Annotated in this window: 19 protein-coding genes; 3 read left to right on the top strand and 16 right to left on the bottom strand. The window is 66.7% G+C overall.

Annotation, left to right across the window (positions count from 1 at the left end; genetic code table 11):
- Nucleotides 1–13 precede the first annotated feature (13 nt).
- The 15 genes from argF to B4C31_RS08595 all read right to left on the bottom strand — a co-directional run bounded on the left by argF (nucleotide 14) and on the right by B4C31_RS08595 (nucleotide 18,558).
- Nucleotides 14–979, bottom strand: a complete 966-nt coding sequence (gene argF, locus B4C31_RS08665) for an ornithine carbamoyltransferase (RefSeq protein WP_291532136.1) — start codon at nucleotides 977–979, stop codon at nucleotides 14–16.
- A gap of 31 nt (nucleotides 980–1,010) precedes the next feature.
- The gene (locus B4C31_RS08660; protein ID WP_291532135.1) at nucleotides 1,011–2,312 is read right to left on the bottom strand and encodes an acetylornithine transaminase; all 1,302 of its coding nucleotides are present in this window, start codon (nucleotides 2,310–2,312) and stop codon (nucleotides 1,011–1,013) included.
- Nucleotides 2,302–3,255 carry an acetylglutamate kinase gene (gene argB, locus B4C31_RS08655; RefSeq protein WP_193349084.1) on the bottom strand — a complete coding sequence of 318 codons (954 nt, stop codon included), beginning with the start codon at nucleotides 3,253–3,255 and terminating at the stop codon, nucleotides 2,302–2,304. Before argB ends, B4C31_RS08660 begins: the two co-directional genes overlap by 11 nt.
- Before the next feature lie 9 nt (nucleotides 3,256–3,264).
- Nucleotides 3,265–4,434 carry a bifunctional glutamate N-acetyltransferase/amino-acid acetyltransferase ArgJ gene (gene argJ / locus B4C31_RS08650; RefSeq protein ID WP_204389206.1) on the bottom strand — a complete coding sequence of 390 codons (1,170 nt, stop codon included), beginning with the start codon at nucleotides 4,432–4,434 and terminating at the stop codon, nucleotides 3,265–3,267.
- Nucleotides 4,431–5,525 carry an N-acetyl-gamma-glutamyl-phosphate reductase gene (gene argC, locus B4C31_RS08645; protein ID WP_291532134.1) on the bottom strand — a complete coding sequence of 365 codons (1,095 nt, stop codon included), beginning with the start codon at nucleotides 5,523–5,525 and terminating at the stop codon, nucleotides 4,431–4,433. Before argC ends, argJ begins: the two co-directional genes overlap by 4 nt.
- 145 nt (nucleotides 5,526–5,670) lie before the next feature.
- A complete protein-coding gene (locus B4C31_RS08640; protein ID WP_193531381.1) occupies nucleotides 5,671–6,342 on the bottom strand; it encodes a response regulator in 672 nt (223 codons plus the stop codon).
- Nucleotides 6,343–6,413: 71 nt separating this feature from the next.
- Nucleotides 6,414–7,079, bottom strand: a complete 666-nt coding sequence (locus tag B4C31_RS08635; RefSeq protein ID WP_291532133.1) for a hypothetical protein — start codon at nucleotides 7,077–7,079, stop codon at nucleotides 6,414–6,416.
- A gap of 112 nt (nucleotides 7,080–7,191) precedes the next feature.
- Nucleotides 7,192–9,801 (bottom strand): phenylalanine--tRNA ligase subunit beta, encoded by a 2,610-nt coding sequence (gene pheT / locus B4C31_RS08630; RefSeq protein WP_291532132.1) that lies wholly within the window; start codon nucleotides 9,799–9,801, stop codon nucleotides 7,192–7,194.
- Between the two features lie 7 nt (nucleotides 9,802–9,808).
- Nucleotides 9,809–10,876 carry a phenylalanine--tRNA ligase subunit alpha gene (gene pheS, locus B4C31_RS08625; protein WP_129237707.1) on the bottom strand — a complete coding sequence of 356 codons (1,068 nt, stop codon included), beginning with the start codon at nucleotides 10,874–10,876 and terminating at the stop codon, nucleotides 9,809–9,811.
- A gap of 81 nt (nucleotides 10,877–10,957) precedes the next feature.
- Complete coding sequence (locus B4C31_RS08620; RefSeq protein ID WP_291532131.1) at nucleotides 10,958–11,920, bottom strand: TrmH family RNA methyltransferase; 963 nt, start codon at nucleotides 11,918–11,920, stop codon at nucleotides 10,958–10,960.
- Nucleotides 11,921–11,977: 57 nt separating this feature from the next.
- A complete protein-coding gene (locus B4C31_RS08615) occupies nucleotides 11,978–12,538 on the bottom strand; it encodes a hypothetical protein (protein ID WP_291532130.1) in 561 nt (186 codons plus the stop codon).
- A complete protein-coding gene (locus B4C31_RS08610; RefSeq protein WP_291532129.1) occupies nucleotides 12,502–13,551 on the bottom strand; it encodes a response regulator transcription factor in 1,050 nt (349 codons plus the stop codon). Before B4C31_RS08610 ends, B4C31_RS08615 begins: the two co-directional genes overlap by 37 nt.
- 104 nt (nucleotides 13,552–13,655) lie before the next feature.
- Nucleotides 13,656–16,112, bottom strand: a complete 2,457-nt coding sequence (locus tag B4C31_RS08605) for an ATP-binding cassette domain-containing protein (RefSeq protein WP_291532161.1) — start codon at nucleotides 16,110–16,112, stop codon at nucleotides 13,656–13,658.
- Nucleotides 16,113–16,287: 175 nt separating this feature from the next.
- The gene (locus B4C31_RS08600; protein ID WP_033505859.1) at nucleotides 16,288–16,902 is read right to left on the bottom strand and encodes an ECF transporter S component; all 615 of its coding nucleotides are present in this window, start codon (nucleotides 16,900–16,902) and stop codon (nucleotides 16,288–16,290) included.
- Nucleotides 16,903–17,190: 288 nt separating this feature from the next.
- On the bottom strand, nucleotides 17,191–18,558 hold the full coding sequence (locus tag B4C31_RS08595; RefSeq protein WP_291532128.1) for a dipeptidase: 1,368 nt from the start codon (nucleotides 18,556–18,558) through the stop codon (nucleotides 17,191–17,193).
- A gap of 139 nt (nucleotides 18,559–18,697) precedes the next feature.
- Here B4C31_RS08595 and B4C31_RS08590 point away from each other — a divergent pair, with 139 nt between their 5' ends.
- From B4C31_RS08590 to B4C31_RS08580, 3 genes are all read left to right on the top strand, one after another.
- Nucleotides 18,698–19,315 carry a DUF3043 domain-containing protein gene (locus B4C31_RS08590; RefSeq protein WP_291532127.1) on the top strand — a complete coding sequence of 206 codons (618 nt, stop codon included), beginning with the start codon at nucleotides 18,698–18,700 and terminating at the stop codon, nucleotides 19,313–19,315.
- A gap of 178 nt (nucleotides 19,316–19,493) precedes the next feature.
- Complete coding sequence (locus tag B4C31_RS08585) at nucleotides 19,494–20,972, top strand: dihydrolipoyl dehydrogenase family protein (protein WP_291532126.1); 1,479 nt, start codon at nucleotides 19,494–19,496, stop codon at nucleotides 20,970–20,972.
- A 73-nt stretch (nucleotides 20,973–21,045) separates the two neighbouring features.
- The gene (locus B4C31_RS08580) at nucleotides 21,046–21,831 is read left to right on the top strand and encodes a DUF4191 domain-containing protein (RefSeq protein ID WP_291532160.1); all 786 of its coding nucleotides are present in this window, start codon (nucleotides 21,046–21,048) and stop codon (nucleotides 21,829–21,831) included.
- Between the two features lie 120 nt (nucleotides 21,832–21,951).
- On the opposite strand, the gene B4C31_RS08575 is transcribed toward B4C31_RS08580, so the two are convergent.
- On the bottom strand, nucleotides 21,952–22,689 hold a 738-nt coding region (locus B4C31_RS08575), incomplete at its 5' end, for a heavy-metal-associated domain-containing protein (protein WP_291532125.1).

The following is a 22,689-nucleotide window of genomic DNA, read 5'->3' as shown; positions in this document are numbered from 1 at the left end:
CCGCCTCTCAGGCTCAGGACAGCAGATCGGCGTCGCCACGCTGCTGGCCGATCAGCCAGGTGAGCAGCGCCTTCTGCGCGTGCAGGCGGTTCTCGGCCTCGTCCCACACCACGGACTGCGGACCGTCGATCACCGAAGCGGTGACCTCCTTGCCGCGGTAGGCCGGCAGGCAGTGCTGGAACAGCGCATCGGGCTTGGCCAACGCCATGAGCTCGTCATTGACCTGGTAGTTCCAGAACGGCTTGGAACGCACCGCGTACTCGGCCTCCTCGCCCATCGACACCCAGGTGTCGGTGAAGATGCAGTCGGCGTCCTTCGCTGCCTCCTGCGGGTCGGTGGTCACCAGGATCGACCCGCCGGTCTGCGCGGCGATGCGCTCCGCATCGGCCACGATCTGCGGGTCGGGCAGATACCCGTACGGCCCGGCCACGCGCACGTGCATGCCGGCCACCGCGCCGCCCAGCAGATACGAGTTGGCCATGTTGTTGGCCGCGTCGCCGAAGTAGGCGATCGTCATGCCCGGCAGGGCGTCCACGCCGCCGCGGAACTGGACGATGGTCAGCAGGTCGGCCAGGATCTGGCAGGGGTGGAAGGCGTCGGTCAGCGCGTTGACCACCGGCACGGTGGCGTATTTCGCCATCTCCTCAACGCGGTCCTGTCCGAAGGTACGCCAGACGATGGCGGAGGTCATGCGGGTGAGCACGCGGGAGGTGTCGGCGACGGGCTCGCCGCGCCCCAGCTGGGAACCAGACTTGTCGATGACCAGCGGGTACCCGCCGAGTTCGGCGACGCCGGTGGCGAAGCTGGAACGGGTGCGGGTGCTGGGCTTGTCGAACAGGACGGCGACCGCCTGCGGCCCCTCGAACGGACGGTGGTAGAACCGGTTCTCGCGGAACTTCATGCCGAGTTCGAGGATCTGCTTCTGCTCCTCATGGGTTACGTCGTCGTCGCGCAGCATGTGGCGCAGTTGTCCGGTCATGGCTTTCTCCTTATGCGTGGTGTGGTGGGTTTCAGTCGTTGGGAAGGTCGTTGGGGACGACGGCGAAGATGGCGATGGCCTCATCGACATCCTGCTCGCTGACGATCAGCGGCGGCGCCAGACGCAGCGCGTCGGGAGCCACGGCGTTGACGATCAGCCCGTGCTCCAGCGCCCAATTCATGGCGGCGTGCGCGCACGGGTGCGTCAGCTGGATGGCGTTGAGCAGACCGCGGCCGCGCACGTACTCGAACAGCGGGTTGTCCGAGGCCATGATGCCCTGGCGCAGCTGTTCGCCGCGCGCCTCGGCGTTGGCGATCAGGCCCTCCTGTTCGATGACGTCGAGCGTAGCCAGCGCCGCGGAGGCGGCCAGCGGGTTGCCAGCGAACGTGGAACCGTGGGTGCCCGGGGAGAACAGGGCAGAGAGCTTCTCGCCGAAGGCGATCATGCCGCCCATCGGGAAGCCGCCGGCCACGCCCTTGGCGAACGTGACGATATCCGGCGTGATGCCGCCGGACAGGTCCTCGCGCTGGAACGCGAACCACGCGCCGGTGCGTCCGATGCCGGTCTGCACCTCATCGATGATCAGTAGCGCATCGTTGGCGTCGCACATGGCGCGCACCTTGGCCACATAGTCGGCACCGAGCGGACGGACGCCCGCCTCGCCCTGGATGAGCTCCATGATGACCGCCGCCACCGGCCCCTTGCCGTACCGCCCCAGGCCGGTCTGGCCGAACGCCTCGTACAGGGCTATCGGGTCGCCGGCCTCGACGAATTCGATGTTCGGCACCAGCGGTTCGAACGGCGTGCGGATGACCGGCTTCCAGGTGGCCGACAACGCGCCCAGCGTGCGACCGTGGAACCCGTGGGTCAGCGCGATGATGCGGGCCGGCTTGCCGCCGATCTCCGGCGCGGCGCCCGGCAGCGTGCGCCCGTACAGCTTGGCGAGCTTCAGGGCCGCCTCGTTGCCTTCGGTGCCCGAATTGCCGAAGTACACGTGCGAGCCCTCCGGTGCGCCGGCCAGCTTGACCAGACGCGCGGCCAGCTCGATCTGCGGCTCGGTGGCGAAGTAGTTGCTGGTGTGCGCCACCTTGGCGGCCTGGGCGCTGACGGCCTGCACCCAGGCGGGGTGGGCGTAGCCGAGCGAGTTGACGGCGATGCCCGCCAGGAAGTCAAGGTATTCGTTGCCGTCCACATCCCAGATGCGGGTGCCCTGCCCGTGGTCCATCACACGCAGCGGCGTGCCGAACACGTTCATGTGCACGCGCGAGTACTCGCCCAGCCACTTGCTGCCCTCGGGGCCGAGCGTTTCGATGGTCTGCGATTCATCTGCCATAGGAACTCCTCATTTCCACGCCGTCTTCCGGCACCACCATCGTACCGATACCGGCGGTGGTGAAGATCTCATTGAGAATCGAATGCGGCTTGCGGCCGTCGATGATGTGCGCCTGGGGCACGCCGCCGTCCAAGGCGCGCACGCAGGCCTCCATCTTGGGCCGCATGCCGCTCTCCAGGTCGGGAAGCATGTCGCGCAGGTTCTCCACGCCGATGCGGCCGATCAGCGAGTTGCGGTCCGGCCAGTCGGCATACAGGCCGTCCACATCGGTCAGGATCACCAGCTTGCGCGCGCCGAGCGCCGCGGCCAGGGCGGCGGCGGCCGAATCGGCGTTGACGTTGAGCACCTGCGTGGCGTCGTCCTCGTTCGGCGCGACCGAGGAGACCACGGGGATGCGTCCGGCGTTGATCAGGTCCTCGACGGCCGACGCGTCCACGCTCACCACATCGCCCACCAGGCCGATGTCGGTGGCCCGGCCGTCGATGACCGGCCTGCGCTGCATGGCGGAGAACAGGGCGCCGTCCTCGCCGGACAGGCCGACGGCGAACGGGCCGTGCGCGTTGATCAGGCCGACCAGCTCGCGCGAGACCTTGCCGGTGAGTACCATGCGCACCACGTCCATGGCTTCGGGCGTGGTGACGCGCAGTCCGCCGCGGAACTCCGATTCGATGCCCAGCGCGTCGAGCATCCGCGAGATCTGCGGGCCTCCCCCGTGCACCACAACCGGGTGCAGGCCCACCTGGCGCAGGAAGACCATGTCCTCGGCGAAGCACTGCTTCAGGTGTTCGTCGACCATGGCGTTGCCGCCGTATTTGACCACGATGCGTTGTCCGGCGAACTCCTCCAGCCAGGGCAGCGCGTCGATGAGCACCTCGGCCTTCTGGTCGGGGGTCAGGTCGGTGTGGACGTCCAGATGGTATCCGGGGCCTTTCCAAGTTGTCATGATGGTTGTTCAGCTTTCGTAATCGGCATTGATATGCACATATTCGTGGGTCAGGTCGTCGGTCCATACGGTCGCCTCGGCGTCGCCGGCGTTCAGGTCGATGTCGATATGCACCTCCCGCGGCGTCATATCCACCTCGGAGCGGTCGCGGCCGGGCTTGCCGCCGTCGCAGATGCGCACGCCGTTGATGTCCACGGTCACCCGGTTCGGGTCGTACGGCGCCACGGTTTCGGGAACCGTGCCCAGGGAGCTGACGACGCGCCCCCAGTTCGGATCGTTGCCCGCGATCGCGCACTTGAGCAGGTTCGATGCGGCCACGGCGCGCCCGCAGGCCAATGCGGCGTCCTCGCTGGTCGCGCCGGCGACGGTGATCCGCACGTCATGGCTGGCGCCCTCGCCGTCGCCGATGATCTGGCGGGCGAGCGCGGCGCAGGCTTGCGCCACCAGCGCGTTGAACTCGTCGGGGTCCGGTTCGACGCCCGAGGCGCCGGAGGCCATGAGCAGCACCGTGTCGTTGGTGGACATGCAGCCGTCCACGTCGATGCGGTTGAACGAGGTGTCGACGCCGACGGCCAACGCCGCCTGCATCTGCCCGGCGGTCACCACCGCGTCGGTGGTGATGACGCACAGCATGGTGGCCAGCTGGGGGGCGATCATGCCCGAGCCCTTGACCATGCCGCCGATGCGGTAGCCGTTGCCTTCGATCTCGACGGTTTTCGGCTTGGTGTCGGTGGTCATGATGGCGTGCGCGGCGTCCGCCCCGGCCTGGGCAGTATCCGCCAGCGCCGCATGGGCGGCCGCGGCGCCGGCCAGGACGTTGTCCAACGGCAGCAGCTCGCCGATCAGACCGGTCGAGCATACGGCCACGTCATCGGGCGTGCAGCCGAGCAGTTCGGCCACCGTGGCGGCGGTGGCGGAGGACTGGTCGTACCCGGCCCGTCCGGTGCAGGCGTTCGCCCCGCCCGAGTTGAGGATCACGGCCTTGGCATGGCCATCGGCCACGACGCCCCGGGTCCACTGCACGGGCGCGGCGCAGAACCGGTTCGGCGTGAACACGCCGGCCATCGCATCCAGCGGGCCGTCGTTGACCACCAGGGCCAGATCCTTCTTGCCGTCCACGGCGGAGATGCCGGCCTCCACGCCGGCCGCCCTGAATCCCTTGGCGAACGTCACGCTCACGGTGCCACTCCAATCTTCGTCAGTCCCTGATCCTCAGGGAGTCCCAGTGCGATGTTCAGTGATTGCACGGCCTGTCCGGCGGTGCCACGGTTGAGGTTGTCGATGGCGGCGAACGCGAGCAGACGGTTCGCCTTGCGGTCCACGACCACCTGCAGATGGGCCGCGTTCGATCCGATGATGTTCTGCGTGGCCGGCAGCACGCCCTCCGGCAGCACGACCATGAACTCCTGGCCGGCGTAGGCTCGCTCCCAGATCGCGTGGATGTCGGCATCGCTCATCGCGGCCCCGCGGTCGGTCAGACGGGCGGAGACCGAGGCCAGGATGCCGCGCGACATCGGGGCCAGGATCGGCGTGAACCCGAGTGTGAAGCGGTCCGCGTCGGCGGCCGTCAGGCCTGCCGCATGGGCCAGGTTCTGCAGGATCTCGGGGATATGGCGGTGCGTGCCGCCCACCGAGTAGGGCACCGCGGATCCGAACGCCTCCGCGGCAAGCAGATTCGCACGCTTGAGGTTCTTGCCGGCGCCCGAGTAGCCGACGACCAGATCGGCCACGATATCGGTGGTCTCGACCAGCCCTTCGGCCACTGCCGGTTGCAGCGCAAGCGTGACGGCCGTCACGTTGCAGCCGGGACCGGCGATGCGTCGGCTTCCCCGAAGCGCGCAGCGCTGCCGGACATACCCGCCCTCGGAATCCTTGCCGACAACGAGCTCGGGCATGCCGTACGTCCAATGCTCATAGAAATCCCCTCCGTAGTAGGCATCCCACGCGGAGCGTTCCTCGAGCCGGTGGTCGGCCCCCAGATCGATGACGACGGCGTTGGGGTCAAGCTGCGCGGCGAGCGCCCCGGAAGCCCCATGCGGCAGTGCCAGGACGATTACGTCATGGCCGTTGAGCGCCTCCGCAGTGGTGTCCTCCACAACCAGATCAGCCAATTGCGGGATGTGGGGCATGTGCAGGCCCAACCGATCCCCCACCGAGGAATGTCCCGCCACGCAGGTCACCTCGAACGCGGGGTGCGCCGCCAGGATGCGCAGCGCCTCGCCTCCCGCATATCCTGTGGCCCCTGCCACGGCGACCGTGTATTTCGCCATTTCGCGTCACCTTTCCGCGCATGACCGTCATGCACTCCGAATACATCACCCAGCATACACATTATGCAGTACATTGCATATTATGCACGCCAAGTCGATGGGCGGTCTTATGGCCGCAGCGGCGATGTCCCGCACCGCCCCACACTTAGAACAGATGCAGCGAACGGAACTCGTCCAGCACATCGGACCATGTCCGCTTGCCCATTTTGTCCTTGATATTGCGGTGATAGGAGAAGACCGTGCTTTCGGCGATACCGAGCTCGCGGGCTATGCGGGAGGAGGACACGCCTCCCAGCGTCATGGCGATGACGCGTTTCTCCGATTCGCTCAACGGCCTGGTCCGAGGTCGCCCCCGACCCTTCGCCAGGCTCTGCTCCACGGTGGGGAAATCCGTGTTGTCCGGATAGCCGGCCCCGCCCGCCGCGGCGGCAAGCACCTCGGGCAGCTCCTCTACCAGCCGTTTCTTGTCGAGGAGCGCCTGCCCGCCCGCATCCCGCAAAGGCTTGCGATAGGTATCCATGTGGTAGGACGTCATGCCCACCACGGCGCAACGCGATCCCATCTCACGTATCGAACGGCATACGCCTACGCCATCCATCCCGGAGAGCGCCATGTCCAGGAACAGCACATCGGTCCGATGCACGTCGAAACAGCATCGATGGATGGCCGTGGCCACGTCACTGCTGCCCCATACGTCGAGACTGACCTCGTCACGGCGGTTGAGGCGCCCCAGCAGCGCCTTCATGTACTCGACGCTCAGGCTATCGTTATCCAGCACCCCGATTCGGAGCGTCGTCCGCATGCTCATATCACGCATGGCACCACCTTACCCCCCATCAATGCCGCCATACCGACACATATGGCACCGCATGACGAGACAACACCGCTCTATGCGCGGATTGAGGTGGTTCCCTCCCCACCCTCTTGATCAACCATGCCGCCCAGCAGCTGCTGATACAGATCCATGGCGCTCAGGCCGTTGATCATCAGCCATATGGTCGCCACCGTATACAGCGCGTTGATGATGACGGCGGCCAACGCCAGTCCGTAGCCCTTCATACGGAAGTTCCTGGTTCGCCACATCGCCACGCCGCCCATGATCGCCGGCAGCACCGGCACCGGCATCAACAGGGCGAACACCAGCGAGAGGATGGCGTAGAAATCCCAATGGCCATACAGCGGGTTCTGCCGCGGGTCGTCCATGTCGATGCCGTGGAACGGCTGGGGGCCGCCATTGCCCGTTTCGGAACCGCCTGCGGACGGGGAGTCGTACCGGGGTTGCCCGAATGAGTCGCCAGGACCATACAATCCATTGGGAGCATACGGCTCCGCGGAACCGCGGTCGGGCATGGCTTGCGGATTACCGGAGCCGTTCTCCGGGGCTGGCTCGCTCCGTTCCGCTTCGGGGCGCCCGTACACGTAAGGATCGTATCCGGCGGGATACTGGCTGGCCATGGCCCCGTACTCAGGCTGGTTCACCTGTCCGTATTCCGGCTGCGCTCCAGATCGTTCGGTCGACGCATCCGGCTGCGACTGATCGTTCGATGCGGTCATGGACTGATACTCCTTACTGTGGTGGTCGGTGATGCACCGGTTGGTACTGATGATACGAAACGGGCTTGTCTTCCCTGTATCCCCGGGAAGACAAGCCCGCATCCGCCATGACTCAGGCGCGCAGCTGGGCGCCCAGTTCGGCCGCCCTGTCGATGATGGCCTTGCGGATGGTCTCGCTGTCCTCGGAGCCGAGCGTGCGGTCGACCGCACGGAACGTGACGGCGTAGGCGAGCGACTTCATGCCCTCGCCCACCTGGTCGCCGGTGAACACGTCGAACAGCTCGATGGATTCCAACACCTCGCCGGCCGCCTCACGGATCACCGACTCCAACGCCGCGGCCGTGACCGACTGGGGAACCGTGAACGCCAAATCCTGCTTGACGGGCGGGAACGTGGAGATCGGCCTGGCCTGGATCGGGGCGTTGTCCAATGCGGCGAACAGCGCGGTCAGATCCAGTTCGAAGGCCGCGGAATGCGCCGGGAAGCCGAGCGCCTCGTTGACATGAGGATGCAGTTCGCCCACCATGCCCACGGCGGTCTGCCCGGCCAGCACACGCGCCATGCGGCCCGGATGCCACTGCGCGGGCACGTCGTCCGGAGCGGGCTGGTCCAGCATCAGATCGGCGCCCAGCCGGTCCGAGATCCTGCGCACCGCCTCCACGGCGTCGCTCCAGTCCACGGCGCGGCGTTCGCCCAGCCAGCCGGTCTCCACCGCATTGCCGGTCAGGATGCCCGCCACATGCATCGGCTGCGCGGGCAGACCGGCGTCAAGCGCCGCCAGCTGCTCGTCGGTGGGGCGCACGCCGCCCGGCAGTGCCGGAATCGCCGGGGCCTGTGGATTCCACAGGTACACGTGGCCGATCTCATACAGCGAGACGTTCTCCAGACCGCGGCGCAGGTTCAGCCGCACGGTCTGCGCCAGCGTCGGCAGGATGTCGCGGCGCAGGAACGGACGGTCGCCGGCCAGCGGATTGGCGATCTCCACGCTCACGCGCTTGATCTCGTCCGCGTCGTACGCGAACGCGCGGTAGTCCTCGTCGCCCACGAACGGATAGGTCAGGGCCTCCACCAGACCGTATTCCGCCAGCTCGTCGGCCACCTGGCGCTTGCGGCGCTGATCGTCGGTCAGTCCGACCTCGCCCTCCACGGGGGCCGGGGGCACGGTCACCGGAATCTCGTCATACCCGACCAGTCGGGCGATCTCCTCGACCAGGTCGCACGGCTCGTTCAGATCGGGGCGCCAGCTCGGCGGCATGATCGAGAACTCGCCGTTGCCGCCGCCGGCCACACCGCAGCCGATATCGGTCAGGATCTCGCAGATCCGGTTCACATCGGTGTCCAGTCCGGTCACGCGCGCGACCTCGGTGGACTTGAAATGGATCGCGCGACGGCGCGGCACGTTGTTCACGTCGGTCGGATGTTCGGAAGCCTCGCCGTTGCCGTAGCGGATCAGCAGCTCGGCGGCCATCTGCGCGGCGGCGGGCTGCAGCTGCGTGTCCACGCCGCGTTCGAAACGGCGGGAGGCCTCGGACGGGGTCTTGTGGCGGCGGGCGGAGCGCGCGATCGACACCTGGTCGAAGTGCGCGGCCTCCAGCAGGATGTTCTTGGTCTCGGCCGTCACCTCGCCGTACAGGCCGCCCATCACGCCGGCCAGACCGATGATGCGCGATCCGCGCTCACCGTTCGGGGAGTCGGTGATCAGCAGGTCCTCCACGCTCAGCTCGTGGTCCTTGCCGTCTAGGGTGACCAGATGCTCGCCTTCGCGGGCGCGTCGCACCACGATCGGGCCTTCGAGCTTGTCCATATCATAGGCGTGCATCGGCTGGCCCAGATCGAGCATGACGTAGTTGGTCACGTCCACGGCCAGCGAGATCGAACGCACGCCGGCGCGGATCAGGCGGCGGCGCATCCAGTTCGGCGTCTTGGCGGACGGGTCGAAGCCGTGGATGGCGCGGGCGTAGTAGCGGTCGCAGCCGGGCACGCCATGGATCGGATTGTCGTCCTCGATCGATACCTCGATGTCCGTGGGGGTACCGGGTTCCAGCCCTTCGGTGGCCGGGGTCTTCCCGTCCAGCGCGCTCACCGGATCGACATAGGCGGCGCCGGTGGAATGGTGGTATTCGCGGGCCACGCCACGGTACGAGAGCGCGTAGCCGCGGTCCGGCGTGATGTTGATCTCCAGCAGCGGCTGGTCCAGATGCAGCAGGTGCATCGCGTCGTCGCCCGGCTTCAGGGCCGCGTATTCGGCGGGGGTGAAGCCGTACTCGCGCAGCAGGATGATGCCGTCGTGGCTGTCGCCCAGGCCCAGCTCGCGTTCGGAGGCGCACATGCCGTTGGAGATGTGGCCGTAGGTCTTGCGCGGTTCGATGCGGAAGTCGCCGGGCAGCACGGCGCCTGGCAGCGTGACGACGACCTTCTCCCCGGCCTTCATGTTCGGGGCGCCGCACACGATGCCGCGGGGCACCTTGTTGCCGTTCTCATCGACCTCGTTGTATTCCTCGCCGACGTCCACATGGCACCAGTTGATGGTCTTGCCGTTCTTCTGCGGTTCGGGAGTGGCGTCCACCACGTAGCCGACCACGATCGGACCGGTCACCTGGGAGGCGTGGATCTCCTCCTCCTCCAGGCCGACCTTGACCAGATCCCTGGCCAGCTGCTCGTACGTCAGATCCTCGGGGACCTCGACGTGGTCCTTGAGCCAATCAATATCAACCATAGGCATGGGCTTCTCACTCTCCCATCACGAATTGCTTGCTGAATCGCACGTCGCCCTCGACCAGGTCGTGCATGTCGTTGATGTCATGGCGCAGCAGCAGCGTGCGCTCGATGCCCATGCCGAACGCGAAGCCGGTGTACACGTCCGGGTCCAGGCCGGCGGACTTCAGCACGTTCGGGTTCACCATGCCGCAGCCGCCCCATTCGAGCCAGCCCGCGCCGCCCTTCTTGTCCGGGAACCACAGGTCGAGCTCGGCGCTCGGCTCGGTGAACGGGAAGTAGCTCGGGCGCAGACGGGTCTTGGCCTCCGGGCCGAACATGGCCACGGCCAGCTTGTCCAGCACGCCCTTCAGGTCGGCCATGGTCAGGTGCTTGTCCACGGCGAGCGCCTCGCACTGGTGGAACACCGGGGTGTGCGTGGCGTCCAGCTCGTCGGTGCGGAACACGCGGCCCGGCGAGGCGATGTACAGCGGCACGCCGTATTCGAGCAGCGCGCGCACCTGGTCGGACGAGGTCTGTGTGCGCAGCACCATGTTCGAGCCCACGAAGCCCGCGGCGTCACGCGCCTGCGAACCCTTGACGTAGAAGGTGTCCTGCATCTGACGCGCCGGATGGTCGGGGCCGAAGTTCAGCGCGTCGAAGTCGAACCATTCGGTCTCCACCTCCGGGCCGGAGGAGATGCGCCAGCCCATCGAGATGAAGAAATCCTCCCAGTCCTCCATGACCTTGGCCAGCGGATGGCGCGCACCCAGCGGCTTGCGACGGATCGGCAGCGTCATGTCCACGGTTTCGGAGGCCAGCGCGCGGGCCTCCTCCTCGGCCTTCAGCTCGGTCTCCCTGGCGCCGAACGCGCGGCCGAAATCGGCGCGCAGCTTGCCCATAAGCTTGCCGGCGTCCTTCTTCTGGTCGGCGGGCAGCGCGCCGATGGCCTTGCTGGCCTGCGTCATCGCCGAATCGGCGCCCGCATACTGCGTCTTGATGGCTTTCAGTTCCTCCGTGCTGGAGGCGTTCTCTATCCTCGCGATGCCTTCGGCGACCGCCTCGGTCACCGCCTGAGCATCGAACACCGCTTGTTGTGCCACGAGCTCCCTTTCCTACGTCTTCCTACATCGTCAACCGCGCGACAAACCCGCAAAAGCGCGATTTACCGGCGTTTTACGACTTTACATTCTCCCAAAGCGACTCGACATAGCCATGCTCATCAGCATGACGGCAGCGCTCGTGCCCAGATTCAGCGACTCCGCCCGGCCGTAGATCGGAATCGAAACCACCGTGTCCGAACGCTCCAGCACGTCGTCCGGCAGGCCCCGCGCCTCGTTGCCGAACAGCACCGCCCGGTCGGTGTCGCGGCCGCCGTCACCGCCCAACAGTTCGGGCAGCGGCACCGGACGATTCCCGGGCGTACCGTACACGTCGGCAGCCGTCACCGCCAGTCCCCGCTCCGAGCACCATGTGAAGAATTCCCCGGTCGTCATCGTCAGCACCGGCAGGTGAAACAGCGAACCGGCCGTGGCACGGATCACCTTCGGGTTGAACATGTCCACGCACTCGTCCACGAACACGACCGCTGCACAGCCCGCGGCATCGGCCGCGCGAATCACCGTGCCCGCGTTGCCGGGGTCACGCACCTGCCAGAAGGCCGCCACCAGTGATGGACTTCCGCCCGAACCTCCGACTCCCGGCGTTTCGGGGACGGCGCCGGTCATCGCATCCCTTATGACCTGCATGTCCCCCACCGCCACAATGCCCTGCGCGTCACGGCTCATCCGTTCGATGACCCCGGCGCTGCACAGATGCACATAGACGCCGTGGGACAACGCCTCCGCCACAATCGGGGCCAGCAGCGCCGGCACCGGAATCCCTTCGTATAACCCGTCCGGCATCTGCGCGTAGCCATGCCGGACGAGCAATGCCGTATCGGCATGCCCGGCGCCGTCCGAATCGTCGACAGCCACGTACACGTCGCGTACGGCCTCGGGCATGCACCGCACGGCCTCGCGCACGGATTGGGGTCCCTCGACCAGGAACCGGCCCGAACGTTCGCGCGACCGCCGGTTGGAGAGGTCCGCGACACGGCGCACGCGCTCGGATTTCGGATTGTCGATGATGTTCTGGTGAATCGGCATACCCACCACCCTACCGTTCCCACGGCGGCATGGGATGCATGACGCCGCCGGGCGGCGTCACCGGAACCTGCGGCGCGCGCGGGACTCGCCCTGTTCCGGGTCAGCGTACGGCACGCGCGCATACAGCACCCAGGAATCGTCCTCCTGACCGACGGACATAGTTCCGCCGAGGCCCTCGATCTCCTCGCGGTGCAGACGCAGCCCGTTGCCGCCCGGCAGATCCAGGATCGTGTCAATGTCGCCGTTGTCCCGCTCCCCGTCGGGCAGCTCGTTCATCCCCACGATCTCCGCGTGGCGTTCGCCGAGCGTGATGGCCACGGTGTACACGGCGTCGCCGCGGCGGCCGTGCCGCATGATGTTCGTGAACGTCTCGTCGATCATGGGCAGCAGGCAGGATTGGCGGGCCGCGGCGTCCTTGCCTCCGAACGGCATGGGCCGATGGGTGTGGTCGATCACGCGGGCGTCGCCGCGGATCCCGGCTTCGGACAGCCGGCGCGACCATGCGGCGACGCGCTCGTGCAACGTCTCGGACAGCCCATCGTCGCCTCCCCCCGAGGCATTGGCGTCGTCATCCGTAGTATTCAGCTGCCGGATGACGGTATGTACACCGTCCAGCACGCGCCTGGACTGCTCATTGATCTGCCGCCACGCTTCCGCCTGCTCCGGATCGCCGCAACGGCGCAGCTGGCGCTGCGAGACGCGGGCGATATTGACAGGTCGCCGGTCACCGAATCGTGGATCATGCGCGCCACCTCCACGCGGTGGACCAGTTCCTGCGCACGTTCGGTCTGCAGCTGCGCCTCCATCAGCTTGGACCGGTTGCGGCTGACCTGGCCGAAGTTCAGGATCAGCAGCAGCAGGAACGTGAGCACCGGGGCGCTGTTCAGGGCCAGATTCCAGCTGGTGTCCGGGAACCGCCACGCCTGCACGTAGATGCCGACCAGCACCGGGACCGCGGCGACCAGCCCCAGGCGCATGCTGGTGTCATACACCAGCGTGCCCAGCATGTACGCCATCGCCACCGCCTGCCATCGCGAGTTTGCGCCGAGCTTGTGCATGGCGCGCTGCCCGTGCTTCTTGACCGTCTCCGGCGTGATGTTCAGCGTCTCGGCGATCGCCTGGATGGACATACCCGCGGCGAAGGAGTCCATGACCTCGAATTCACGGTCGGTCAGCACGGCGTTGACGGAGGTCTGGTTCTTCAGCCGCACGTGCGCGGTCAGGGCGATCTCGAATCCATCGCCCCACGTCCCGCCGGAGGCGATGGTACGGATGGCGGTGACGATCTGCTGGTCATCGGACTTGCCGATGATGCCCTGCGCGCCCGCCAGCGAGGCCTTCTCGGCGTATTTGTCGATGGAGTAGGCGGTCATCGCCAGGATGCCGACCTTGCCGATGCGCGTACGGATGCGGCGGCACACCGAGATGCCGGACACGCCCTCCATCGACATGTCGGCCAGCAGCACCTTCGGACGGGTCGCAGCGGTCAGGCAGTTGGTCACGGCCTGGCCGCCGTCCGATGTGGTCCAGATCACCTGCATGTCATCGGACAGTTCCTCGATGCTGGTCTTCAGACTCGGCAGCACGAACCAATCGTTGTCCACAATGCCGACGGTGACCTCACGAACCACTCGGATACCTCCAAATCACATAACTCTCCCGGAAAAAGATAGGTCTATTTGTAGCATCCGAAATATCATTCCAACCGGTGCGGCAACGGCCGAACAAAACCGATTTACTGGCCGAGGAACGAGAAGGAACCGGTGAAAACGGCGGTAATCAGCGCAATGACGGGAATCATGAGACACCCGCACAGATATACCCAATCGAGGACATCCACGGTACTGACACGCGCGTGGCTGCGTGGCCCATCGCCGCCGAATCCACGCGCCTCCATGGCCGTGGCCAGCGTGGTCGACCGTCTGATCGACAGCACCAGCAGCGCGAAAGTCTGCGGGAGGAACGCCTTGATCTTGTTCTCGTCGCCCAGGCCGCGCGACCTGCGCGATGCGGTCAGGGCGGCCCAGTCGTCATGCAGCACGGAGAACAGCCGCATGCCGGCCAGGCCGCCGTACACGAACCGGTCGGGCAGTCTGAGGATCTGGCTGAACGCGTCGGCCAGGTCGGTGGCGTCGATGCCGAGCACGGCGATGATGGCGGGGATGCCGATGGCCAGGATTCGTATGCCGGTGGCCACCGCCAGCTCGGCCGACCGGTCGGTGACGTGCATCAGTCCCCATTGCCACCAGGTCTCGCCGCCCTCCTTGCCATACAGCAGCACGGCAAGGGCGGAGCCCGGGGCGCCGATGAAGATCGGCCAGGTGGACCTGACGACGCGCCAGGGCGTCAGGCCGATGCACCACAGGATGATGAGTTCCAGCACCAGCGCCACCGTGGCCGAGACCCAGTCCAGGCTCAGCAGCATCGGCAGCGAAGCCAGGAACGCGCCGATCAGCCGGTATGCGGGGTTGCGGGCGGCCAGGAACGGCGAACGGCTCGACGGCTTGGGGTCCTCGGCGCGCTCGTTGACCGGGCTGACGGGGATGCGGGGATCGGACGCGCCGGACGCCGTCCACTCCCCTGTCCGATCGGAGGGGGTGAGTTCCACCAGTCGGGCGCCGAGCGCGGTGACCAGTTCGCGGTCGTGCGTAACCACGATGATGCTCACGCCGTCGCCGCGCAGGCCGTGGATCAGGCGCACGATCTGCATCCAGGTGCGCCGGTCCTGGCCGAAGGTCGGCTCGTCGAGGATGAGCACGCGCGGTGCCGCGGCCAGGGCGGAGGCCACGGTCAGCCGCCGCTTCTCGCCGCCGGAGAGCGTGTACGGGTTCTGATGGGCGTATTGGATGAGCCGGAACCGCGTCAGCAGTTCACGCGCGCGGCGTTCCGCCTCCGCTTCACTGCATCCGGTGCGCAGAGGCCCGAGCATCACCTCCTCCAGTACGCTGCCGCGCGCGAACTGGTGCTCGGGGTTTTGGAACACGTAGGAGATGCGGGAGGCCAGCTCGGTGGACTTCCAAGCGATCGGCGCGTCGCCGTCCGCGTCCGCGGCCAGCTGGGCCGAAGCCTGCACCTGCCCGCGCACCGGTTCGAGCAGACCGGCCAGCGTCAGCGACAACGTGGATTTGCCGGCGCCGTTCGCGCCGACCAGCGCGGTGATCTGTCCGGCGGTGAAATCGAGGTCGATATGCTCGGCGATGGCCTTCCCATCGCGGCCGATGGACAGATCCCGCGCGGACAGCAGCACCTGGCCAGTACCGACGGACGGATCGTATGGCGGCTCATCGTCGGTGTGGATGCGGACGATCTCGTCCTCGGGGCGGCGGTATCGATCCGGCAGCCAGATGCCGAGTTCGGCGAAGTCGAGTCCGGGATCACGGAACACCTCGTCCGGGGTGCCGTCGGCGACGACGACCGTGCGTTTGAATCCGCCGCGGTCGACCTCCTCCTCATCGCCTTGCTGGGCGATGCGGGCGGATTGCTGTTCGTCAGTCTCCAACCCGAGCACCACCACGCGGTCGATCATGTCGATCCACGGTCCGGCGCGGTGCTCGACCAGCACCATCGTGGAATGATAGGTGTCGAGCACATCGCGTACCGCGTCCACGACCTGGGTGACGCCGTCGGGGTCGAGGTTCGCCGTGGGTTCGTCGAGCAGCAGCACGCCCGGACGCATGGCCAGCGCGCCGGCCAGGGCGAGTCGCTGCATCTGCCCGCCGGACAGGTGCAGGGTCGAATGGTGCAGCTGAACCCCTTCCAGTCCCACCGCACGCAGACCGTCGCGCACCCGCTGCCAGATCTGGTCCCGCGGCACGTTGAGGTTCTCGGGGCCGAACGCCACGTTGTCGCCGAGCCGCTGGAAGATCGCCTGCGCATCGGGATCCTGCAGCACCAGGCCGATGCGTCCGCGCGCGCGGGTGACCGGCACGTCGTCAACCAGCACGCGGCCTTCGGTCACGCCGCCCTCCGCGTCGGTGGTCAGCATCGTGCCGTCGGCCGTCATCTCGGTGCGTTCCGCGTTCTCCTCTCCCCCAAGCAGACCCGCGGCGCCTTCGAGGATCGTGGATTTGCCGATGCCGGACGCGCCGAGCAGCAGCACACGCTGCCCCGCCTCGATGGTGATGTTCAGCCCCCGTACGGCGAAATGCCGGCGCGAGGCGTGACGGTACCCCCAGTTCTCGAAGCGCAGCACCGCGTTGTCGGTATGCGTTGCGTCATGATTCGCCGACGCGGGATCGGTTCCCTGTCGCGCGGTGTCGATGCTCAGCTGTTCGTCCACGATTCCCCTTGAAAGTCCTCGGCCGCATAGGCGGCGGTTCATACGACGCTGACGGCGCGGGCGTTGCGGCCCGCGCCATGCGTCAGGTTCAGCGGCCGCGCACCTCGCGACCAGAGGCGAACTTGTCTAGCGCACCGGTTTTGGCGAGCGCGATGTACAGGTACCACATGAGCACGCCGGCGAACACGATGCCGGAGATCACCGTGGTGAGGACGTAGACCACGCCGTAGGTCTGGAACACGTCGATGGCCTGCAGGTTGGTCAGGAAGGAGTATCCCCAGCAGGCGACGCCGGAGAGGGCGCCGGACAGGATCGTCACCGGCAGGTTCCACTTGCGGTAGGCGAAGATCAGGAAGGCGATCTCGGCGAACAGGCCCTGCACCAGGGCGATCAGGAAGGTTTCGACGCCGCCCCACATGTTGCCCATCAGCGCTTCGAGCACGCCGGCCACAACCTCGGCGTAGACGGCGGCGCCCGGCTTGCGGACGATGATCGCGGCCAGCGGTCCGGCGAACAGCCACAGGCCGTTGAACACACCGGCCAGGCCGGGGATGATGGCCTCCAGCGCGCTCCACGGCGCGGCGGTGGCGATGGCGACGACCCAGTAGATCAGGGCGCTGGCCACGCCGATCACCGAGGCGACGGCGATATCGACGACACGCCATTTCAGGACGGCTTTGGATTCGGTAATAGCAGAAGACATGCGATGTGCCTTTCTCTCCCGCGCGCCGACTTTCGGCGCTGCGTCAAGGCACGGGAAAAGAGCGACGTCCGTGCGCCGGCATTACCCGGTATACGTTCAATCGGTCGAGGTAGCCCTCATCTCAGCCTCGCCGTTCCTGCGGATGCGGGAACCGGCGGCGAAGCCCCCGTGTCGGTTTCCGACCCTACCGCATCCCCTGTCCAAAACCGTGGCACGGCACGGCTTGCGGATACGACAAAGGGTTCCGTACCACTTGCACGCGGTACGGAACCCTTCCATATGCGCCCGTCAGCGGGCGAGCTTGTCGAGCAGCAGCGCCTCGGTGACGATGTTCTTCTTCAGGCTCGGCATCGAGATGGACTCGTTCGGGCTGTGCGCGTTGGCCTTCGGATCCTCCGGTCCGGTAACCAGCACCTGCGCCTCGGGGAAGATGCGCTGCAGATCCGGGATGAACGGGATCGAGCCGCCCTCGCCCTTGTTGACCGGGGCGACGCCGAAGGCCTCCTCCATGGCCTCCAGCGCGTCCTTGGTGGCCTCCGCGTTCGGATCCATGGCCCAGCCCATGCCGTTCTCGCCGGGGGTCACGGTCACCTCGCAACCGAACGGCGCATGCGACACCAGGAAGTCGGCCAGCGCCTGCTGCGCCTGTTCGGGGCGCTGGTTTGGCGCGGTGCGCAGCGAGAGACGGAACGTGGTCTCGTGGCTGATCACATTGAACGACCCCTCGACCGGCTGGGCGTCGAAGCCGATGACGGTCACACTCGGCTTGGTCCACAGGCGCGAGGCCAGCGAACCGGTGCCGGCCAGACGGTAGCCGGGCAGGATGCCGGCGTCGCGGCGCACATCGGCCTCGTCCAGGTCGCGCTGCAGACCGCCGACCGGCTCCTCGGCGGCGACGCCCGGAACCTGCATCTCGCCATCGCCGTTGTACATCGAGGCGATCAGCATGGCCGCGAGCGTGTTCGCGTCCAGGATCGGGCCGCCGTACTGTCCGGAGTGCACCGGGTGCTCAAGCACGCGCACATGCACATCGAGCGTGGTGTTGCCACGCAGCGACGTGGTCAGCGAGGGGATGTCGGCGGACCAGTTGCCGGAGTCGGCCACGATGATCACATCGGCGTCAAATTCGTCGCGATGCGCCTCGATGAACGGGATGAAGCTGGGCGAGCCCATCTCCTCCTCGCCCTCGATGAACACCTTGATATTGACCTTGAGCTCGTCGCCCAACGCCTTCAACGCACCGGAGTGGATGGCGATGCCGCCGCAGTCGTCGGCCGAGCCACGGCCGAACAGGCGGTCGCCGACCTGCGTGGCCATGAACGGCTCGGTCTGCCACACGCTCGGGTCCGGAACCGGCTGCACGTCATGATGCGCATACAGCAGTACGGTCGGGGCGTCCGGATCCACGATGCGCGAGCCGATGACCTCCCAGGCACCGGGGGTACCGTCGGCGTTGTGCGCCTGAGCCACCTGGGCGTCGATACCGACAAGACGCAGCTCCTCGGCCACGAATTCGGCGGAACGGCGCATCTGCTCGCCGGTGATGCCTTCGGCGGAGATCGACTTCAACGCGATCTTGCGCTCGATCAGTTCAACGATGCGCGGCCAGTCCTCCTCAACGCGGGACCGGATCTCATCCACGTTCACGGATGCCATGTTTCTCCTTTATATCTGGGGTTCCTGGTCTTCCAGGGCGTAGTCCTCCGCCCGCCCGGCCCTCCGCGTGCGCCGCTGCCGGCGAAGTGCCGACGAATGGCCGGAATCGAGCGTCTAGACGTCACCGTAACCTGCAAGCATGACATGGAACCCGTTTAAGAAGCAGGACGAGGCACAGGTGCCCGTCGAGGAATCCGCCAAGGCCGCCAAGCCCGAGCCCACCGCCGGCAAGGGGCATGCCACCCCGAAGCGCAAGGACGCCCAGGAGCAGAACCTGCGCCCGCTGGTACCCAAGGACCGCAAGGCCAGCACCAAGGCCGCCAAGGCACGCCAGCGCGAGAGGGAGAACGCCGAGTACGAGGCCATGCGCACCGGCGACATCAACCATATGCCCAAGGCCGAGCGTCTGCCGTGGCGCGTGTACATCCGAGACTATGTGGACGCCCGCTTCAACCTCGGCGAGTTCTTCATCCCGGTGGCGTTCGGCATCCTCATCCTCTCGATGGTGGTCACGTTCTTCGCGCCGATGCTGTCGCTGCCGCTTATGCTGCTGCTGTATGTGTACCTGTTCGCCGCGATCATCGATGTGGTGATCATGTGGCGCAAGCTCAAGAAGAAGCTGATCGAGAAGTTCGGCGAGCGTTCGGTGGCCAAGGGCATGCGTTCCGGCTCCTATGCGTGGAGCCGCGCCATCCAGCTGCGCCGCTGGCGCCTGCCCAAGCCCAAGTACCCCAAGCGCGGTCACTGGCCCGAGTGACGGGGGACCCAGATCTCGCCCAAATCTCACGGGCCGTCGCACGATCGCACCGCCTGCCGGTCGCGTTCATGCGGCGGCCTTCGTCGTATCCGGGGGCGGTGTCCGCGACGGTTTCCGCAACCGTTTCTACAATGGGACACGGCACTTTATTGATTCACTATATGCTTAGGAGGCATCGATGCCGCAGACATTCGATATCGTCGTCATCGGGGCAGGTCCCGGCGGGTACGCGACGGCGCTGCGTGCGGCGGAACTGGGGTTGTCCGTCGCCCTGGTGGAACGCGACGCCACACTCGGCGGCACCTGCCTGAACCGAGGATGCATCCCCTCGAAGGCGCTGCTGACGGCCGCGCACGCGATGCACACGGCGAAGTGGGCGCCGGTCACCGGACTGCAGGTGCAGGTGACCGGATTCGATTTCGGCACGTTACGCGACTACCGGATGCGCGCCGTGGATGCGATGGTCAAGGGTCTGGCCGGTTTAGTGGCGCATCGCGGCATCACCGTGTTCCGCGGTCAGGCTTCGCTTGCCGGCGCACGTCAGGTCACGGTCACGCCCTCCCCCGGCTGTGAGGCCGTGCTGCGGTATATCAAGGCGGGAGTGGCGGAACCGGTCGGCGACTGGATGCGGCTGGATGCGGCGAACGTGGTGCTGGCCACCGGGTCCCGCCCGCGCCCGCTGCCCGGCGAACCGTTCCGTGGCGCACTGATCGATTCCACGCAGGCGCTTGAGCAGGACACGTTCCCGGATAGCGCGATCATCATCGGCTCGGGGGCGATAGCCCTGGAGTTCGCCTCGCTATGGAGCCAGACAGGCTGCGAGGTCACGCTGCTGATCCGCAAGGACCGGGTGCTTTCCGGCTGGGACCGCCGTACCGGCATGACGTTGACCCGCGAGCTCAAACGCGCGGGCGTGAACGTGGTGACACGCAGCCATGTGACCGCCGTGGATACGGGGATGAATCTCGGCGCCACCGTGCATTACACCCGCGAGGGCGAGGATGGCGAGCGGCAGGTGTACGCGCAGCTCGTGCTGGCTGCCGTGGGCCGCGATCCGGTCACCGATTTCGATTGGCTGGCGGCGGCGGGCGTGACACTGGACGACCGGGGCTTCGTCGTCACCGATCCCCGGGGGCGCACGTCGGTGCCGGGTGTCTGGGCGGTGGGTGATATCACCGCCGGTCACGCGCTGGCGCACCGCGCGTTCGAACAGGGTATTGTGGTGGCCGAATCCATAGCGGGTCTCGATCCGCGTCCGGTCGACGAGACGACGGTGCCGCAGATTGTGTTCTCCCTGCCCGAGGCCGCAAGCGTCGGCCTGACATTGGAGCAGGCGAAGGCGCGCGAGGATCTGGTCGAGGTGCGGGAGACGGTGTACCCGATGATGGGCAACGCGCGCATGATGATGAGCGATGCCTCCGGCTCGCTGTCCGTAGTGACCGGTGCCGACGCCGACGACCCCGGCGCACAGCGGGTGCTCGGCGTGCACATGGTGGCGCCGGACGCCAGCGATCTGATCGTGGAGGCGCAGCAACTGGTCGGCAACCACGTGCCGCTCGCGCGGGCCGCCCGTCTGATCCACCCGCATCCCACATTCGCGGAGGCGATAGGCGAGGCGCTGCTCAAGGCTGACGGCCGGCCGCTGCACACGCGATAGACCGGTGTTGTCATCGTACTGCTAAACTATTGGTTTTAGTGTGTTCACTCTCACAACGAAGAAGCGAGGAATGATGGCGTCCAAGGACGAGAAGCCGCAGAAGAAGCAGAGTCTGTTCAAGCAGATCGCGCAGATCTACAAGTTCACGGTTGCCGACGACAAGAAGTTGCCGTGGCTGCTGGCCGGTGCCTGGCTGGCCCCGGTGGTGGTGTTCGTCATCCTGGGACTGGTATTCCACTGGACGTGGCTGACATGGATCTTCGTGATGGTGATGGCCATCATGGTCGGCGCCCTGTTCGCCACCATGACCCTGACCAACCGGGCCGACAAGGTCGGCTACGCGCATCTGGAAGGCAAGCCGGGCGCGGCTGTGAGCGTGCTGAGCAACATCAGCAAGGCCGGATTCAACTTCCCCGAGCAGCCGGTGTGGTTCGACGCCAAGACCAAGGATGCGATCTGGCGCGGCACCGGCTTCAACGGCATCTATCTGCTCGGTGAGGGCGATTACGGCCGTGTGATGCGTGCGATGGACCGTCAGGAGCATGCCATCAAGGGCGTGACGGCCGGCTCCCAGATCCCGGTGTACCGCATCTGCGTCGGCACCGGCGACAAGCAGGTCAAGCTCAAGGATCTGCGCAAGACCATCGTCAAGCAGAAGGCGTATGTGCCGTCGGGCCACAAGAACAAGCTGGTCGCCAAGATCCATCCGCGTTCCCGTTTCCTGCTCACCCAGCGTGAGCTTGACATCCTGAACGACCGTCTGCGCACGCTGCAGACCAAGCAGGGTCTGGGCATCCCGAAGGGCATCGACCCGACCCGCCCGCAGCGCGTCAGCCGTCGCGCGATGCGTGGCCGCTGACGGCCGCCGGCCTTGGTACCATCCGGCATATGAAAGAGCCGCCCGATCGGGCGGCTCTTTTGCATCCGTCCCAGTCCCGTCATTCCTCAGTTGCCTACAGGAACAGGACACGGAAACCGATCAGGCGATCGAGACGACCTCGTAGCCGGCGTCGGCCACGGCGGCGGTGATCTGCTCGTCGGTCACGTCCTCCGGCACTGTGACCTGGGCCGATTTGTCCTCCAGGCTGACCGACACGTCGCTCGCTCCCGGCAGGCCCTCCAGCGCTCGGATGACGTGCCTGACGCAGTTGCCGCAGGTCATGCCCTCGATACCGAGTGTCTTCTTCATTGTGGTACCTCCTTGTTGGTTGGTGACTGATGGTACACCGTTCCGTCGAACCGGCGAGGACGATTCGGCGGTGCGGGACGCGCCCCGGTTCGTCTCGGCACTCGTCGCGAACGTCGAGATCGACACCGTCCCCGTCATACGGTCCGCCGCCCCGTCGGGTCCCGCCGTCTCGGACTGTGCGGCATGCCTTGGCTTGAACAGGCGCAGCCGCAGCGCGTTGCCGACCACGAACACCGAGCTGAAGCTCATCGCCAGCGCGGCGATCATCGGGCTCATCCTCAGGTCGAAGGCCGCATACCAGCAGCCGGCGGCGATCGGTATGCCGATGATGTTGTAGAAGAACGCCCAGAACAGGTTCTGCTTGATGTTGCGGATCGTGGCCTGGCTCAGCTCGATGGCGGCCGGCACGTCGTTGAGGTCGCTGCGCACCAGCACGATGTCGGCCGATTCCATCGCCACGTCGGTGCCCGCGCCGATCGCCAGCCCCACATCGGCCCGGACCAGCGCGGGGGCGTCGTTGATGCCGTC

The sequence above is a fragment of the Bifidobacterium sp. UBA4282 genome (assembly GCF_002394995.1).
In the GTDB taxonomy this organism is placed as follows: Bacteria; Actinomycetota; Actinomycetes; order Actinomycetales; family Bifidobacteriaceae; genus Bifidobacterium; species Bifidobacterium pullorum_B.
This window is presented reverse-complemented; position numbering and strand designations above follow the sequence as displayed.